The 16,363-nt window shown below is 54.5% G+C and carries 15 protein-coding genes and 1 tRNA gene; 13 read left to right on the forward strand and 3 right to left on the reverse strand.

The window, feature by feature from the left end:
- The first annotated feature begins 80 nt into the window (after nucleotides 1–80).
- The 13 genes from VHE34_RS01445 (at nucleotide 81) to VHE34_RS01505 (ending at nucleotide 12,979) form a co-directional block, all read left to right on the forward strand.
- Nucleotides 81–1,196 (forward strand): NADH-quinone oxidoreductase subunit D, encoded by a 1,116-nt coding sequence (locus tag VHE34_RS01445; protein ID WP_325583806.1) that lies wholly within the window; start codon nucleotides 81–83, stop codon nucleotides 1,194–1,196.
- Nucleotides 1,197–1,210: 14 nt separating this feature from the next.
- The gene (gene nuoH, locus VHE34_RS01450; protein WP_325583809.1) at nucleotides 1,211–2,287 is read left to right on the forward strand and encodes an NADH-quinone oxidoreductase subunit NuoH; all 1,077 of its coding nucleotides are present in this window, start codon (nucleotides 1,211–1,213) and stop codon (nucleotides 2,285–2,287) included.
- Entirely contained in the window at nucleotides 2,275–2,754 is a 480-nt protein-coding gene (locus VHE34_RS01455; RefSeq protein ID WP_325583811.1) for a 4Fe-4S binding protein, read from the forward strand. Before nuoH ends, VHE34_RS01455 begins: the two co-directional genes overlap by 13 nt.
- The gene (locus VHE34_RS01460; RefSeq protein WP_325583813.1) at nucleotides 2,754–3,278 is read left to right on the forward strand and encodes an NADH-quinone oxidoreductase subunit J; all 525 of its coding nucleotides are present in this window, start codon (nucleotides 2,754–2,756) and stop codon (nucleotides 3,276–3,278) included. The genes VHE34_RS01455 and VHE34_RS01460 overlap by 1 nt, the downstream gene beginning before the upstream one ends.
- Nucleotides 3,275–3,583, forward strand: coding sequence for an NADH-quinone oxidoreductase subunit NuoK (nuoK, locus tag VHE34_RS01465; RefSeq protein WP_325583815.1), 309 nt, complete (start codon nucleotides 3,275–3,277; stop codon nucleotides 3,581–3,583). The genes VHE34_RS01460 and nuoK overlap by 4 nt, the downstream gene beginning before the upstream one ends.
- An 11-nt stretch (nucleotides 3,584–3,594) precedes the next feature.
- Entirely contained in the window at nucleotides 3,595–5,523 is a 1,929-nt protein-coding gene (gene nuoL, locus VHE34_RS01470) for an NADH-quinone oxidoreductase subunit L (protein ID WP_325583817.1), read from the forward strand.
- Nucleotides 5,520–6,962 carry an NADH-quinone oxidoreductase subunit M gene (locus tag VHE34_RS01475; RefSeq protein ID WP_325583819.1) on the forward strand — a complete coding sequence of 481 codons (1,443 nt, stop codon included), beginning with the start codon at nucleotides 5,520–5,522 and terminating at the stop codon, nucleotides 6,960–6,962. The genes nuoL and VHE34_RS01475 overlap by 4 nt, the downstream gene beginning before the upstream one ends.
- Nucleotides 6,963–6,973: 11 nt before the next feature.
- Nucleotides 6,974–8,386, forward strand: a complete 1,413-nt coding sequence (locus VHE34_RS01480) for an NADH-quinone oxidoreductase subunit N (RefSeq protein WP_325583821.1) — start codon at nucleotides 6,974–6,976, stop codon at nucleotides 8,384–8,386.
- 93 nt (nucleotides 8,387–8,479) lie between these two features.
- Nucleotides 8,480–8,827 carry a hypothetical protein gene (locus tag VHE34_RS01485; protein ID WP_325583823.1) on the forward strand — a complete coding sequence of 116 codons (348 nt, stop codon included), beginning with the start codon at nucleotides 8,480–8,482 and terminating at the stop codon, nucleotides 8,825–8,827.
- 57 nt (nucleotides 8,828–8,884) lie between these two features.
- Nucleotides 8,885–9,820, forward strand: a complete 936-nt coding sequence (locus VHE34_RS01490; protein WP_325583825.1) for a hypothetical protein — start codon at nucleotides 8,885–8,887, stop codon at nucleotides 9,818–9,820.
- A gap of 18 nt (nucleotides 9,821–9,838) precedes the next feature.
- On the forward strand, nucleotides 9,839–10,288 hold the full coding sequence (locus VHE34_RS01495; protein WP_325583827.1) for a hypothetical protein: 450 nt from the start codon (nucleotides 9,839–9,841) through the stop codon (nucleotides 10,286–10,288).
- 57 nt (nucleotides 10,289–10,345) lie between these two features.
- Complete coding sequence (locus tag VHE34_RS01500) at nucleotides 10,346–12,742, forward strand: ABC transporter permease (RefSeq protein WP_325583829.1); 2,397 nt, start codon at nucleotides 10,346–10,348, stop codon at nucleotides 12,740–12,742.
- A 24-nt stretch (nucleotides 12,743–12,766) separates the two neighbouring features.
- Nucleotides 12,767–12,979 carry a YwbE family protein gene (locus VHE34_RS01505; protein ID WP_325583831.1) on the forward strand — a complete coding sequence of 71 codons (213 nt, stop codon included), beginning with the start codon at nucleotides 12,767–12,769 and terminating at the stop codon, nucleotides 12,977–12,979.
- A 48-nt stretch (nucleotides 12,980–13,027) separates the two neighbouring features.
- Here the strand turns inward: VHE34_RS01505 and VHE34_RS01510 are convergent, their stop codons facing one another.
- The 3 genes from VHE34_RS01510 to VHE34_RS01520 all read right to left on the reverse strand — a co-directional run bounded on the left by VHE34_RS01510 (nucleotide 13,028) and on the right by VHE34_RS01520 (nucleotide 15,987).
- Complete coding sequence (locus tag VHE34_RS01510) at nucleotides 13,028–13,429, reverse strand: VOC family protein (protein WP_325583833.1); 402 nt, start codon at nucleotides 13,427–13,429, stop codon at nucleotides 13,028–13,030.
- Nucleotides 13,430–13,460: 31 nt separating this feature from the next.
- Nucleotides 13,461–15,635 (reverse strand): xanthine dehydrogenase family protein molybdopterin-binding subunit, encoded by a 2,175-nt coding sequence (locus VHE34_RS01515; protein WP_325583835.1) that lies wholly within the window; start codon nucleotides 15,633–15,635, stop codon nucleotides 13,461–13,463.
- A 278-nt stretch (nucleotides 15,636–15,913) separates the two neighbouring features.
- Nucleotides 15,914–15,987, reverse strand: a tRNA-Met gene (locus VHE34_RS01520).
- Nucleotides 15,988–16,363 lie beyond the last annotated feature (376 nt).

The following is a 16,363-nucleotide window of genomic DNA, read 5'->3' on the forward strand; positions in this document are numbered from 1 at the left end:
CCCGGTCCGCGCATTTCGTGCGCAGACATTCTGGTTTTGAGACATAAAATTATTCTTTTGAAAATTTTTTGGCGAAAATTATGATAGAGGAGATTGGCACGACGGAACTCGGTGAACTGGTGGTCAACCTTGGCCCCCAGCACCCCTCCACGCACGGCGTGCTGCACCTCGTGATCACTCTCAGCGGGGAAACCATCAAAAAGGTGGAACCGCACCTGGGCTACATCCATCGCAGCATCGAAAAAATGTGCGAGAGCCTTTCCTACCGGCAGTTCATCTATGTCACCAGCCGGATGGACTATCTCTCTTCGCATATTAATAATCATGGTTGCGCCCTTTGCGTCGAGAAAGGGATGCAGATCGAAGTCCCGCCCCGCGCAAAGGCCATCCGCGTCCTCATGGACGAACTGACCCGCCTGGCCTCCCACCAGCTCTGGTGGGGCGCAATGGCCATGGACGTAGGCGCGCTGACACCCTTCTTCCACGCCTTCCGCGAACGCGAAGCCATCAACGACATCATGGAAAAAACCTGCGGGGCCCGTCTGACCATGAACTATATGTGCCCCGGCGGAGTCTCCTTTGACCTCCACCCCGATTTTCAACGGGAAGTAAAAGCGTTCCTGGCTTTCTTCCGCGGCAAGCTCGATGAATATGACGAACTCGTCACGGACAACGTCATCTTCCGGGGACGCATGGAAGGGGTTGGATGTCTTTCCCGCGAAGACGCCATTTCGTATGGCTGCAGCGGCCCGACGGCGCGGGCCAGCGGCGTCAACTGCGATATCCGGAAACTGTCTCCTTATGAAGTGTACGATCAGGTGAAATTCGAGGAAGTGACCGATGCCGGCGGCGACTGCTTTTCCCGATACAAGGTCAGGATGGGGGAGATGCGGCAGTCGATCACCATCATCGAACAGCTGATCGACAATGTCCCGGAGGGGGACTTCCTGGCAAAGACCAAGGCCGTACTCAAGTTGCCAAAAGGGGAGTTTTATTCAAAAGTGGAGACGGCAAGGGGAGAATTCGGGGTCTATATCATCAGCGAAGGCGCGACGACACCCTACCGAATCAAATTCCGTTCTCCCGGCTTTTCGAATCTCTCTGCGCTGGATCATATGGCGCGGGGCCACAAGATCGGCGACCTGGTGGCCATCATGGGAACCCTGGATTTAGTCATTCCGGACATTGACCGGTAACAGATATAGGAACGATGCTTAGCATAGAAAATATTACCCAGTCCATCGACACATGGCTGAACCGCGCATTCAGCCCCTCCGTGGCAACAGTCCTCGAAGGGGTGCTGGTCGGCCTGGGCGCGATCACTTTCTTCGCCGTCCTCGGCCTCGTCCTCGTCCTGATGGAACGCAAGGTCTCCGCCTATATGCAGATTCGCCTGGGACCCAATAGGGTAGGCCCCGGGGGATCGCTTCAAACCGTTGCCGATACGCTCAAGCTCGCCATGAAGGAAGGCCTTACCCCCGACGGCGCCGACAAATTCCTCTTCAACCTCGCACCCTTCATGGTCATCGTCGTCGCGATGCTGATCCTTGCCCCCATCGCCTTTGCAAAAGGCTCCCAGCTTTGGGACATCAACATCGGGATACTCTATGTCTCGGCGATCTCATCCCTCTCCGTCATCGGCATCCTGATGGCCGGCTGGGCCAGCAACAATAAATATTCCCTGCTCGGCGCCATGCGCAGCGGCGCCCAGATCGTCAGCTACGAACTCTCCGCCGGGTTCTCCGTTCTCTCCATCGTCGTTCTCACCGGCAGCCTGCAGATCTCGGACATCATCGCCTCGCAGCAGGACGGCTGGTGGCTGTTCAAAGGACATATCCCCGCGATCATCTCCTTCGTCATCTTCCTCATCGCCGTCACCGCCGAAACCAACCGCGCCCCCTTCGATCTCGCCGAAGCGGAATCGGAACTCACCGCGGGATTCCACACCGAATACTCGGGGATGAGATTCGCCCTCTTCTTCCTGGCCGAATACGTCAATATCTTCATCGTCTGCGCCATCGCCGCGACGCTCTATCTCGGCGGCTGGATGCCGCTGCACATCGGGCATTGGTCGGGTTTCAACCAGGTGATGGACTATATCCCATCCTCCCTTTGGTTCCTGGGTAAGACCTTCTTCCTCATCTTCGTCATCATGTGGTTCCGCTGGACCTTCCCTCGCCTCCGCATCGACCAGCTGCTGGACCTCGAATGGAAATATCTCCTGCCCCTGAGCCTGTTCAACTTATTATTAATGACCCTTATCGCAATAGAAGGATGGCATTTTTAAAAGACTACATATCGAACATCTATCGGGGCGCCCGCTCCCTCCTGAAAGGGATGAAGCTGACCGGATATTACTTTACTCACCGGAAAGAGATCATCACTCAACAGTACCCCGACAACCGCGCTACGATGGTATTGCCCGAACGATTCCGCGGCGAGGTGGTGATGACCCACGACGAGAACAACGAGCACGCCTGCACTGGCTGCACCGCCTGCGAGTTGGCCTGCCCCAATGGAACCATCAAGATCATCACAAAATTCGACACTACCCCCGAAGGAAAGAAAAAGAAGGCGCTGGATACGTTCATCTATCACCTGGAGCTTTGTACGATGTGCAACCTTTGTGTCCAGGCATGTCCGACCGATGCGATCAAAATGGCGCAAAATTTTGAACACAGTGTGTACGACAGGAGTAAGCTGACAAAAAAATTAAATAAACCCGGTTCTAAAATCAGAGAGGGCGTTGAATAATGATCGGTTCTGAACTAGTCTTCTATATCCTTTCCGCATTTATCCTGGTGACCGGTGGCCTCGCGGTCACGACCAGGAAAATATTCCGTTCGGCCATCTGGCTGCTCTTTTGCCTCACCGGTATCGCCGGACTCTATTTCTGGCTGGGGATGCTGTTCATCGCCGCCGTTCAGATCGTCGTCTATGTCGGCGGCGTCGTCGTCCTGATCATCTTCTCCATCTTCCTGACGCAACAGGCGGGCAAGGATCTGCCGCCGCCCATTCGCAGCCGGGCGATCCTTTCGGCGCTGGCGGTCTGCATCGGGTTCGTGCTCACTTGTATCCTGCTCCGCCAGCATTCCTTCGGCGTGGCCACCAACCCGGACCTCGCTGATCACGCAAGCATTGCTGCCATCGGAACCCAACTCCTCGACACCTCCGAACACGGCTACGCCCTTCCTTTCGAGGTCATCAGTCTCCTCCTGCTGGCCGCCCTCATCGCCTGTATCGTCCTCGCCATAAGATCAAAACCCGAAGAAAAATGATCCCCCTGCACTATATCCTCTTCCTCAGCACAGCCCTTTTCTTCATCGGGATGTACGGCCTGTTCACTCGCCGGAACATCATCACGATACTCATGTCGGTCGAGCTGATCCTCAACAGCGTCAACATCAATTTTATCGCCTTTAATAAATATTTGTACCCCGACAGGCTCGAAGGCCTGTTCTTCAGCCTGTTCATCATCGCGATCGCCGCTGCCGAAGCGGCCGTCGCCATCGCTATCATTATCAATCTGTACCGGAATATCCGCTCCGTCGATGTGGAATCGGCCGATGATATGAAATTCTAACAAACCAAACGATGCCAAACACTGCTTATATCCTTTTGATTCTGCTGCTGCCGGTCTTCGGCTTCGCGCTGCTCGGGCTGTTCGGCAGGAGATACACCCGCGGCTTTTCAGGCGTGATCGGCACCGCCTTGCTGTTCGTCTCGACGCTGTGTGCCCTATACGTTGCGTACAAATATTTTTCCGGCAACACCGGAATGCCGGCCCTTCGTCACACCTATACGCTCTTCGAGGCTGCCTGGCTGAGTTTTGGCCCGGATCTGTCAATCAATATGGGCGTCCTCATCGATCCCATCTCGGCAATGATGATCGTTGTCGTCACGGTTATTTCCCTGATGGTACACGTCTTCTCACTCGGCTATATGAAAGGCGAGGAGCGGTATTCCACCTATTATGCCTTTCTCGGCCTTTTTACCTTTTCCATGTTGGGCCTCGTACTATCCTCCAATATCTTCGAGACCTATATTTTCTGGGAGCTGGTCGGCGTCTCGTCGTTCCTGCTTATCGGCTTTTACTACGATCGCCCTACAGCCGTTGCGGCGGCAAAAAAGGCCTTCATCGTAACCCGCTTTGCCGACCTGGGATTTCTCATCGGCATTCTCATCCTTTCCTTTCAGGCCCATACACTCGATTTCGGCCGGTTGATCAATAACCTGAGCTCGTTTGAGCATTCGCCCTTCACCGAACCTCCGGTATTTTTGGGGCTGCCCCTCGTCGACTGGGGCCTCATCCTGGTATTCATCGGCGGCGCAGGCAAATCGGCCCTCTTTCCACTGCATATCTGGCTTCCGGATGCCATGGAAGGCCCTACACCCGTTTCCGCCCTCATCCATGCGGCGACCATGGTCGTGGCCGGCGTTTACCTCGTCGCCCGCCTGTACCCACTCTTCACGCTGACACTGGATGTCCAACAGGTGGTTTTATATGTCGGCGCCATCTCGGCCCTTCTGGCGGCTGTCATTGCCTGCACTCAAACCGACATCAAACGGGTACTCGCATATTCAACGATGTCGCAGATCGGCTATATGATGTTTGCATTGGGCACTTACCGGTTGTTTCCCCCAAGCCTTGTCGACCCGAAGATTGGCTTCATCGGCTCCATGTTCCATCTCTTCACCCATGCCTTCTTCAAAGCCCTCCTCTTCCTTTGCGCCGGCGTCATCATCCATTTGGTACACAGTAACGAAATGAAGGACATGGGCGGCCTTCGAAAACAACTGCCACTCGCCCATATTTGTTTCCTGATCGCCTGCCTGGCCATTTCCGGCATCCCCCCATTCTCGGGGTTCTTCAGCAAGGAAGAGATCCTTTCGGCGGCATGGCGGGCCGACAGGTTCATCTATACGATCGCCCTCTTCACCTCCGGGTTGACCGCTTTTTATATGTTCCGCCTTTACTTCTCGGTCTTCTGGAACAAACCGGCAACCGGCCATCCGCATGCACAACCCCTCGTCGAATCGATCCCGCTGGTGATCCTCGCGATCGGTGCCGCCTTTGCCGGCTTCATCCCCTTCTCCCACTTGCTCATCGTCGGAGGACATCCGTCCGTGCACTCGAGTATCGGCCTCAATGCCGTTCCCCCGGTCCTCATCGCCCTGCTGGGCATCGGCATCGCCGCCTGGCTCTATTACAAACAAAGCGACCGCCCGCAAAAAGCCGCGGCCGCCTTCCGCGGTCTCTATACAGCCGCCTACCATAAGTTCTACATCGACGAGCTCTACCTCTTCGTCACAAAGAAGATCATCTTCAATTGCATCGGCCGTCCCGCCGCCTGGATCGACCGGAATATCGTGGATGGATTGATGAATGGGCTGGCGACCGCGACAGCGCGCATCTCCGCCACCATCAAAGGAATTCAATCCGGCAGGGTCCAGGACTATGCCTGGTTCTTCTTCGTCGGGATAGCAGGATTAGCCATATTATTCATCTATATAGTCAAATGAATTTATCACTACTGATCATATTACCTCTGCTCATCGTCCTCGTCCTGCTCTTCTGCCGGCGCCAAAGCCAGGTCCGTTGGGTATCTTTTATCGGGGTAACGGTGCAGCTGATCCTGTCGCTGGTCCTGCTAACCCTTTATTGGCGCGAACATTCCGTTCACGGCGCCACGCGCTTCCTTTTCGAATCGCGCCAATCCTGGTTCCCTGCGCTCAATATCCAATACCATGTGGGTGTCGACGGCATCTCGGTCGCAATGATCCTCCTCACGGCACTGGTGATGGTAGGGGCGGTGTTGGTATCCTGGAGTATCGGTACCCAGGTCAAAGAGTTCTTTGTCCTGTTGCTGCTGCTCAGCGCAGGAGCCTACGGGTTCTTTATCTCGCTGGACCTCTTCACTCTTTTCTTCTTTCTCGAAGTCTCTGTCATCCCCAAATTTCTGCTCATCGGCATCTGGGGTTCCGGACCGAAGGAATACGCTGCCATGAAGCTGGCCTTGATGCTCATGGCCGGCTCTGCCCTGACCTTCGTCGGCGTCCTTGGCGTCTACTACCAGGCACACAGTTTCGACCTGGCCAGGATGTTTAGCGAAGGCGCAATGCCGCTGTCCGTCCAGCGCTTTTTCTTCCCCTTCCTTTTCGTCGGCTTTGGCATCTTTTCCGCTCTTTTTCCCTTCCACACCTGGGTACCCGACGGCCACTCCTCGGCGCCGACGGCGGCATCGATGTTCCTCGCCGGTATCTCCATGAAGCTCGGTGGTTATGGCTGCCTGCGGGTGGCGATTGCCCTCATGCCAGACGCCGCAAGAGAATATTCGCCCGTCATCGTTACGCTCGCCACCATCGGCATCGTCTATGGCGCCTTTGCCACGATGATGCAGAAGGACCTAAAATACATCAATGCCTATTCCTCCGTCAGTCATTGCGGCTTTATCCTGCTGGGCGCCGGCATGCTGACCCCGACGGCTCTCACAGGCGCCTACCTGCAGATGATCTCCCATGGACTGATGACGGCCCTTTTCTTCGCGGCGATCGGGATGATCTATGACCGGACCCATACCCGCCTGGTCGAACGGCTCGGCGGCCTCCAGAAAATAATGCCCTTTATCGCCACCATCTTCGTCATCGCCGGCCTCTGTTCGCTCGGTCTGCCCGGCCTCAGCGGGTTCGTGGCGGAGATGACGGTATTCATGGGCTCCTGGCAACGGTCGGCGAGTGGTTACCGCCTGGCGACCATTCTGTCCTGCGCCTCCATCGTCGTCACAGCCGTATATATACTGAGGGCGACGGGCCAGACCCTGATGGGACCCGTAAAAGACCCCCAATACAATAGCCTCACCGATGCGAAATGGAACGAGCGGCTGACCGGCATCCTGCTGGTCACAGGTATCCTTGTCATCGGAACGGCGCCGTTTTGGCTGACCGAATTGATCAATAAATGAACTAAGCGCTTATGTTGAATGGAATTATCATTTCTTTGAGACAGGAGCTGATCGTAACAGTTATCCTCTTCCTTTTGCTGTTCATAAAGGTCGCCGGTAACGAGCCCCGGCCCGGCGTCATCCTCAATCTCATCAACATCCTGCTGACCATCAATCTCGTCCTTGGCTTCTTTCCCGGACCCGACGCGGCCCTTTTCAACGGCATGTTTCACACCGATCGCCTCATCGTGCTGGAAAAGAACATCCTCAACCTCGGCACCCTCATCGTTTCCCTACAGGCATACGATTGGCTAAAAGCCCACCGGCAACTGCTGGAATTTTACATGTTGCTCCTTGCGACGCTGACGGGCTTCTTCTTTATGATCTCCGCCGGAAACCTGCTGATGTTCTATCTCGGCCTCGAATTGTCGACCATCCCGCTGACCGCCCTCTCGGGCTTCGACCTGGAAAAACGACAATCCTCCGAAGCTTCGATGAAATTCATCATCTCCTCGGCTTTTTCTTCGGCCCTCCTGTTGTTCGGTATCTCCTTATTATATGGCGCCACCGGCACGCTCGGTTTTGAAGGCATCGTCCACAAGCTTGACGGCAGCGCCTTCCAGCTCTTTGCCTTTATTCTTATCCTTTCCGGCTTTGCCTTCAAGGTTGCTGCCGTCCCCTTCCATTTGTGGACGGCGGACGTCTATGAGGGTTCTCCCGTCCCTGTCACCGCCTATCTCTCCGTGATCTCCAAAGGGGCCGTCTTCTTTATCTTAGTTCAGACCCTATACACAGCCTTTAAGCCGTTGGTCGGGGACTGGCAGAAGATCCTGATCCTGCTGTCCGTGCTGACCATGCTTACCGGCAATCTCTTCGCGCTTCGACAAAACAAGCTCAAGCGGCTGCTGGCGTTTTCCTCCATCACCCAATCTGGCTTCATCCTGGCCGGGATCATCGGCGCCTCAAGGGCGGCCGACGCGTCGGTCGTTTATTTTGTGCTGATCTACATCTTCTCCAACCTCGGCGCCTTTGGCGTCGTCGCGCTGATCAGCGCACAGACGGGCCGGGAGACCATCGATGATTATCGGGGTCTTTATGCCGGCAATCCTATGCTTTCCTGGGTCATGGCGATCTCCTTGTTTTCCCTCGCCGGTATCCCGCCCACCGCCGGTTTCTTCGGTAAGTTCTTCCTGCTGATGGCCGGCGCGGGGAAAGGAAACTATATCTTTATTACCATCGCGGCGCTCAACATGGTCATTTCCCTGTATTACTACCTGCGGGTAATAAAGGCTATTTTCATGGATACCCAGCCCGCACCCATCGGCAAACTGACGATCCCGCTGCTGCCAAACATCGCCTTCCTGATTTGCCTGACGGGGATTTGTGTCGCCGGGGTGATGGGATGGGTGTATGATTATATTTATTCATTGAGCATAGGATTATAATTCAAAAGACGCCACAGGCGTCTTGTCCAAAGGACAGACATTGGCGCTTTGCGGGGAATGCATTATTTTTAGCAAAGCGCATTCCCTGCAATTATGGCGATCAATCAAAATCATCTGTTCGAAGAGCTCAACGGCGTCAAATGCGCCATCGTGGAGAAGAATGTCCTTCCCGCCCGCGTCGGTTTCCTGCGTAGTCTGCTGGAGGCCAACGGGTATACCGTCGTCGTTGTACCCAGCCCTCCCCCAAAAGCAGCTCCTGCACCTGACACCCCCCAACAAGAAACCTTCACCATCGGCGTCACCGACGTCACCTTCAACCCCATCAACGCCATCTTCGGCCGCCTGCTCAAAACCCCCGGTGGCCACACAGTCACCCTGGCCTACTGGCAACAAAAAGACGCCGAATCACACGACGAGACCCCATACTTCGCCACCCCCTAACTTTCGTTGTATTGATTTTGCCCCTGGCACATCCTATGTTTGCCCAAACGCAAAACCATGAACGTCATCCTCGGGGCACTCCTCCTTTTGACGCTGACCGCAACGGGTCAATCCCCACAAGCCGCCGGCCAATCCCTGCAAACCGGCACGCTCGCCGACTATGTCTTCACCTGCCCGCCGGGCTGGACCCCCACCCAATATTCGGATGGCATCGTCCTCAACGCCCCCGTTTCCAACACCGGTGAAAAATGTGTGCTGACGCTTTGGCCCATGCGAACGCCCAGTGCCAATCTCGCCGCCGATGCGGTACAGGCCTTCCGGGAGGTATTCAAGGCCTTCGTACCCAGGAACAGCGAATACGCCACCCGCAACTCGATCATCCGCGGAGTCTCCGCCCAGGGTTGGGAATATTTCATGATCAAAAATGCGATCCAGCCGCCCAATGGCAACTATCAGATCGTCTGGGGCTTCGTCTTCGTCGCTGGACTCGGCAACCGGTTGGCCATGATCTCCGGTATCTCCAAAGACCCGTTAGTCAGTTCCTGCTTTGGGCTCAATCTGACAGATGTCTGGCCGAAATTCTTCTACAGCTTGCAGTTCAAAGGCTGGAGCCCAACCTCTTCTGCCCGGCAGCTGATGCGGCGAATGGCCGGGGTCTGGACCATCGCTACCGCGACGGCCGCCGATCGCTGGGTCTTCGCACCCAATGGCCGCTATGCCAGCGCCGCCGCCGCTCAGCGCTATGTCGCCACCTCCTATAATGAGATCCTGAGCGTCACCGACGCTTACTTTGGTAACGGCTCCTACACCCTCAACGGCGCCTCCATTCTCCTCACCGAGGATAACGATAAGTCCAATCCCAAAAAAGGATTGATCCGCCTCGAACAGGAAAGTTATGACAACGGCAACACCTGGACGGACAAACTCTATCTTCTCCGTACCAGTACCGTCGACGGTAAAGAATACGAAGTGGCCTACAGCCGGCCGCGGTAAATTCTTTACCTTTCCCCTATGAAACTCCTTCGAATTTGCGGGTCACTCCTGGTCCTGCTGGTCGCCGCAGGCCCCATATTCGCCCAGGCGCAGCATCGCTACCTTTACGTCGCCACCCCCGGCATCCGCGACTGCCTCGGCTATGGCGGTCACGGCCTGCTGGTCTTCGATATCGACAAGGATCATTCCTTCGTAAAACGTATCCCCCTCCGCGGCTTTCACCCAAATGGTAAACCCGCCAACGTAAAAGGCATAGCCGTCAGCATCCCGCTCAACAGCATCGACGGTAAATATGTCTATTTGTCAAGCGGCGAGGTCATCGATGTAAGAATGCGAAAGATCCTCTGCACGATGAAGGACGAGTTCAATAACAGCGTGGCAAGCGGGAAGATGGTGGAAGTCGACTTCGATGGGGAAAAGCCCGTGCGCGCGGGTGACCAGTTCGGTATCGGCCATGTAACCTTTTAAGGAAACGAAAGTAGTCATACCAGGTCAAACGATTGACCCGGTAATAACCTTTTAACTATGTTCCGCAACTATCTCAAAACCGCCTGGCGCAGCCTGTTTAAAAACCGGCTCTCTTCTTTCATCAATATTGGAGGCCTTTCCATCGGCATGGCCGTAGCCATGCTCATCGCCTGCTGGATCTACAATGAATGGTCCTTCGACCGGCAGTTCGGCAACTTCGCCCGCATCGCCCAGGTCTGGGAAATGTACCCCGGTAAACATGGCGCTCAGCCCAACCTGCCCGAACCGGTGGCGGACGAACTGAGGGCCAAATTCGGCAGCAACTTCAAGCAGGTGTTCTCGTCCTCCAAGCCGTTGGAACATGTGTTTGCTCTCGGCGACAAGAAATTGATAAAGACCGGCAGTTTTATTCAGCCGGCAGGGCTGAATGTGCTGGCTCTTCCAATGCTGCGGGGAAGCCATTCCGGATTGAATGATCCCCATTCGATCCTATTGTCGTCGACCCTGGCCGAGACGCTTTTCTCCGGCGCCGACCCGGTTGGTAAGATCCTGAGCATGGATGACACGGTAGCCCTTAAAGTGACCGGCGTATACCAGGATTTTCCCTATAACAGCTCGTTCAGGGATATCAGTTTCCTGGCTCCATGGGATTTGTATGTCGCCAACGATCCGGAGACAAATTATCAACAACATAATTGGGGGGACAACAACTGGTACGCTTATGTGCAGCTCGCGGATAACACGGATTTCTCAACGGTTTCCACAAAGATAAAAGACGTAAAAAGGAACAACGATCCCTGGATCGACTCCACGGGGAAAAACCGCAATACCATGGAGCTGTTCCTGCATCCCATGAGCCGTTGGCATCTCTACTCCGATTTCAGTGATGGTTATAACGCCAGTGGGAGGATCAAGTACGTCCGGTTATTTGCCCTCATCGGTACCCTGGTGCTTTTGCTGGCCTGCATCAATTTTATGAATTTAAGCACCGCGCGTTCGGAGAAACGGGCCCGGGAAGTAGGCATTCGCAAAGTGGTCGGCTCCCTGCGCAGCCAACTGATCGGGCAATTCTTCAGCGAATCCTTGCTCGTGACCTTTTTCGCCCTGGCAATAGCGCTGGGGTTGCTTCAATTGTCCCTGCATTTCTTCAATCAACTGGCCGACACGAAAATGTCCATCCCCTGGCAAACCCCGGTCTGGTGGGGCGCCTGCATCGGCTTCTGCCTCTTCACCGGCCTCATCGCCGGCAGCTATCCCGCTCTCTATCTTTCTTCTTTCCAATCCATCAAGGTATTGAGGGGCGTTTTCAGAGTGGGTCGTCTGGCCGCACTGCCCCGTAAAATCCTCGTCGTAGTGCAGTTCACCGTCTCCATCGCCATGATCATCGGTACGATCATCGTTTTCCGGCAGGTGCAGTATGCAAAGGACAGGCCAATCGGCTACGACAAGAATGGCCTCGTTACCATCCAACAGCACACAAAGAATATCCAGGATCATTTTGAGGCCTTCCGAACCGATCTCTTGCATTCCGGCGCAGTAGTCGAAGTCGCCGGGTCGGTAGCGCCGGTGATGGCGGCCTGGAACCAGAATGGCGGCCTGACCTGGTCCGAGCACCCCCAGGCCGGCCCTAACGATCCCGATTTTTGTATGAAAGGCGTTACGCAAAGCTTTGCAAAAACGGTGGGCTTACAGTTCGTTAATGGAAGGGATTTTCGCACGGGCCCGGACGGCGCCGATGCACAAACGATGATCTTGAATGAAGCGGCGCTCAAAGCAACCGGCTGGAAAGATCCGCTCGGTAAGATCATCCACTGGTCGAACGCCGATTTTGCCGTTATTGGCGTGGTAAAGAACGTGGTCATGGAATCCCCCTATGAAACACCCTATCCCGCCTTGTATTTTATGGCCCCGTACACCATGCCTTATGTCACGATGAAGATCGATCCCCGGACCAACGCCCGGGAAGCCATGCGCCAGGTGGCTCCCATCTATGCAAAATATAATCCCGCGGAGCCATTCGAATATAAATTCGTCGACGAGCAATACGACGCCAAATTCCGCGATGAGGTGCGGGTCGGAAAGCTGGCCGGTTTTTTTACCGCGCTGGCGATCCTCATTTCCTGCCTGGGATTGTTCGGTCTCGCCAGCTTCGTCGCCGAACAACGGATCAGGGAGATCGGCGTCCGCAAAATTCTCGGCGCATCCGTTTTCAATCTCTGGAAATTGCTGTCAAGGGACTTTGTCCTCCTCACCGGCCTTTCCATTCTCATCGCCATCCCCGTCGCGGGGGGCCTCCTTCACCAATGGTTGCAGGGCTATGCCTACAGAACAACTATCCCTTGGTCCGTCTTCGCCCTCGCAGGCGCCGCTCTGGCGATCACGTTGCTGACCGTCAGCTTTCAGGCGGTGCGGGCGGCGCTCGCCAACCCGGTGAAGAGTTTACGATCGGAGTAGGCCTACTCGCTTACCTTTGTATCCATGAACGGCCAATACAGAAAAGACATCCATCCAGGATTGGAGGTGGCGATCATTCTCAAAAAAGACCAGCGCAGTGGCAGGCTCACGTATGGCATTGTAAAAGATATTCTCACTTCAGCTGCCTTTCATTCGCGGGGCATAAAGGTCCGGCTGGAGGACGGCCAGATCGGTAGGGTAGCAGAGACCGATGTGGTCGACCCTGAAGGGGACTAAGGGCCTCAGTGGACCTATAATAAAAGGATCGATGCTGAGTGCATTAGCTCAGCAATTCCCTTCCCGTTCGGGAGTAGCAAAATCATAAAAGACGCGAAACAGGTTGCCGTCGGGATCCGCCGCCGTGAACTCATGCAATCCATACGGTTTGGACTCTGGCGACGAAACGATCTTCGCCTGGGCGATGTTCCAAATCCGGTACAGCTCGTCGACCTGTTCCTTGCCATCGAGATTGAGCCAAATCAGCACCGGCCCGGCATTGCGATAACGCTGTCGAAAGGCGCCGTCGGCAAGGAACATTCTGCAGCGCCCTTTTGAGATTCCCGCAAGCCCTAGGTCCTCGACAACCCAGTCGATGGTGAAACCGAGATTGCTTTCGTAATAGGCAGTCGCCCGATTCAAGTCGCTTACGGGTATCTCCGGCACGGCCGCAGGAAATTCCATATTCATAGTGGGTCAATTTTAGGAAATGAAAAGCTCCTTACACCTGCGCGAGATTAAAAGGCAACCTGCGTATGCGTTTGCCGGTGAGATCAAAAATGGCATTGCAAAGCGCAGGAGCAAACGGGGGCAGGCCGGGCTCTCCCACGCCACCGGCGGCCTCGTCATTTTCCATGATGTGCACTTCAATTTCCGGTATCTCGTGAATCCGGGGCATCGGGTAAGTGTCGAAGTTTTTTTCAACCGCCATCCCGTCCTTAAAACGGATTTCGTGCTTTATGGCAGCCCCGAGGCCCATCACAATGCTCCCTTCCACCTGGGCGCGGATGATGTCCGGATTCACATACCAGCCGCAATCCATCACGGCGAAGACTTTTTCGATTTTTATCTTGCCATCCGGCTTCTTCGCAACTTTTACTATATGGCCTACTTTGCTGCCAAAGCACTCGGTGATCGCTGCGCCCCATCCTTGATTCCTGCCGCGCCCTTTCCATCCGCTGACGATCTCAAGCTTATCTACCAGCGCCTGGTAACGTACACCGGGTAAATGCGCCCTTCTGAACTCCAGCGGGTCCCTTCCAGCCGCAAAAGCCAGCTCGTCAATAAAACTTTCACAGGCAAAGCTGTCGCTATGGGCATTAGGCGCGCGCCACCAAATGGTGGGTATCGGCGACTTGACGGAACACCAGCCAAAACTATAATGGGGGATCGATTGGAGATATCCAACCGGCAACCCACTAATATTACCACTGTTGTAGGAAACGGGTCCAGGGCTATCATCCCTATCCGTGCCTTCGCCAAAAGGCTGCGAAGCCGTAATTGCCTGAAAGGCGGATATATCGCCACCGGTATCCAAACCACCGCGGCATGCATATGCAGAGCCGGTTCGGAAAGGTCCTCGGGTCGTATCGTCCTCTCTTGTCCATACCACCTGCACCGGCGCTTTCATTTCCTTTGAGATCCATGCCGCTTCATACGGATAATCCGGCGATGCCTTACGCCCAAAACCGCCCCCGAGAAAGGTCATGTTCACTGCGATCGTGGCGGCCGGCATTTTCATGCGATCGCTTAGATCCGCCTGTATCCAGTTTGCTTCCTGTATCGGTCCCCAGATTTCAATCCTGTCTTCCCGTACGTCGGCTATGCAATTAAGCGGCTCCATACAGCTATGGCTCTGGTAAGGCGTTTCATAAATTGCCTCCAGCTTTTTGGCAGACTTCACATAAGCCGCTTCAAACTTTTCCGAGACGCCTGGCTTTTTTAGGCCTTCCAGCATCCGGGCCGTGAGTGTTGCTGAGTCAAGATGGTCAAACCCGTCGTCGTCCCATTCCACTTTCAATGCTTTTCGGCCCTGCATAGCGCCCCAAAGGGTATCGGCGACAACGGCTACCCCCTCATACATCGCTCCAAAAACCGGTCGCTGTACCTTCAACACCCGCTTTACGCCTGCTATAGCCAAGGAGGCGGAATCGTCAAAGCTCCTTACCTTCCCCCGGAATCGCGGGCTGCGCTCCACCACGGCATATAGCATGCCCGGAAGTTTTTTATCCAGCCCGAATATAGCCGAGCCATTGGTCTTAAGCGGTGTGTCCAGTCGCGGCATCGGCTTGCCGATAAGGGTATAATCTTTCCTTTCCTTTAATACCACGTTTTGCGGTGGCTGCAGCTTTGCCGCCTCTTCCACCAGCGCCCCATAGCCGAGTTTTTTGCCCGAAGGGCCATGTATCACTTCGCCCGCTCTTGCATAACATTCGGACACAGGGACTTTCCACCGGGCGGCAGCGGCAGTTATCAGCATTTGCCGCGCTGAAGCCCCCGCCACTAAAAGCTGCTTACGCCATCCCCGCACCGAAAAACTCCCGTCCGACGGCTGCGGCCCATATTTTTTTGAGTTAGCAGGGGCAGACCTTAGAGTCACCTGGTCAAGCGTTACCTCAAGCTCTTCGGCAATCATCTGGGGTATGGCTTGTGAGGTGCCCTGGCCCATCTCGCTGCGGTGGTTCACGATATGCACTATGCCGGACTGATCTACCGAGATCCAGGACATTAGCTCGGTTCCCACTACGGCGCCATTGCTCTGCGAGACATTAACAACAACACCCGCCTTGTCATTCGCACAATCCGGAAGGGTTATACCGATAGTCAACGCCACGCCCGCCAGGCCCGTTTGTCGGATAAAATTGCGGCGTGACATATTTGAACCTGTGCTTTGCATGACGGGTCGTATTTGCCAAAACGCATCCAACTGGATGCCAAGCGAATAAAATAGTGATCTTTAATTTCTTAGGATGCGCGTGGGCTGCGAGGTTGTTCGATATTGATACAGGCGATGTACGATTAACAAGGGTATCTTCAGTTTGACTAGTAACCCCCTAACCTTTATAATTATGCAGGAGCAACATTCAGTGTAAGCAGCACTGTAGACGAAATTTTAATTTCCGGAATAAAAAAAGTCCCATAATAAATTGAATATCAAATTATTATGGGACCATGTAGCGCGATCGAGATTTGAACTCGAGACCTCAGGGTTATGAATCCTGTGCTCTAACCAACTGAGCTATCGCGCCGGTTACTTACAGATCCGGCATTCAGCCTTTCCGTAAAGGGACGCAAAAATAGAGAAATTCCCTCGGAAAACCACACATTCAACTCCCGAATTGCAAAAGGAAAGAAAGAAAAGCAGCCGGCTCCGCCAAACCCACACGCACGAAACAAAACCACACCCGCGAACCAAAAACAAAAAGGCCCTCTGTAGAAACAGAAGGCCGTCTAACGATTGCTTGCCATATGAAAAATTGTCAAAAGATCGATGTAATAGCCGCAACTCTCTTTCCTTCCCTGCACTTTCCGATCACGTTGCGGTTACAAATTTAAAACCCTCGGAACACTTAAAAAAGAACCCAATAATATCAAAACGTTAAAAAGCTAAATCCTTTTATCAAT

Origin of the sequence: Puia sp. (assembly GCF_035546395.1) — a bacterium.
In the GTDB taxonomy this organism is placed as follows: Bacteria; Bacteroidota; Bacteroidia; order Chitinophagales; family Chitinophagaceae; genus Puia.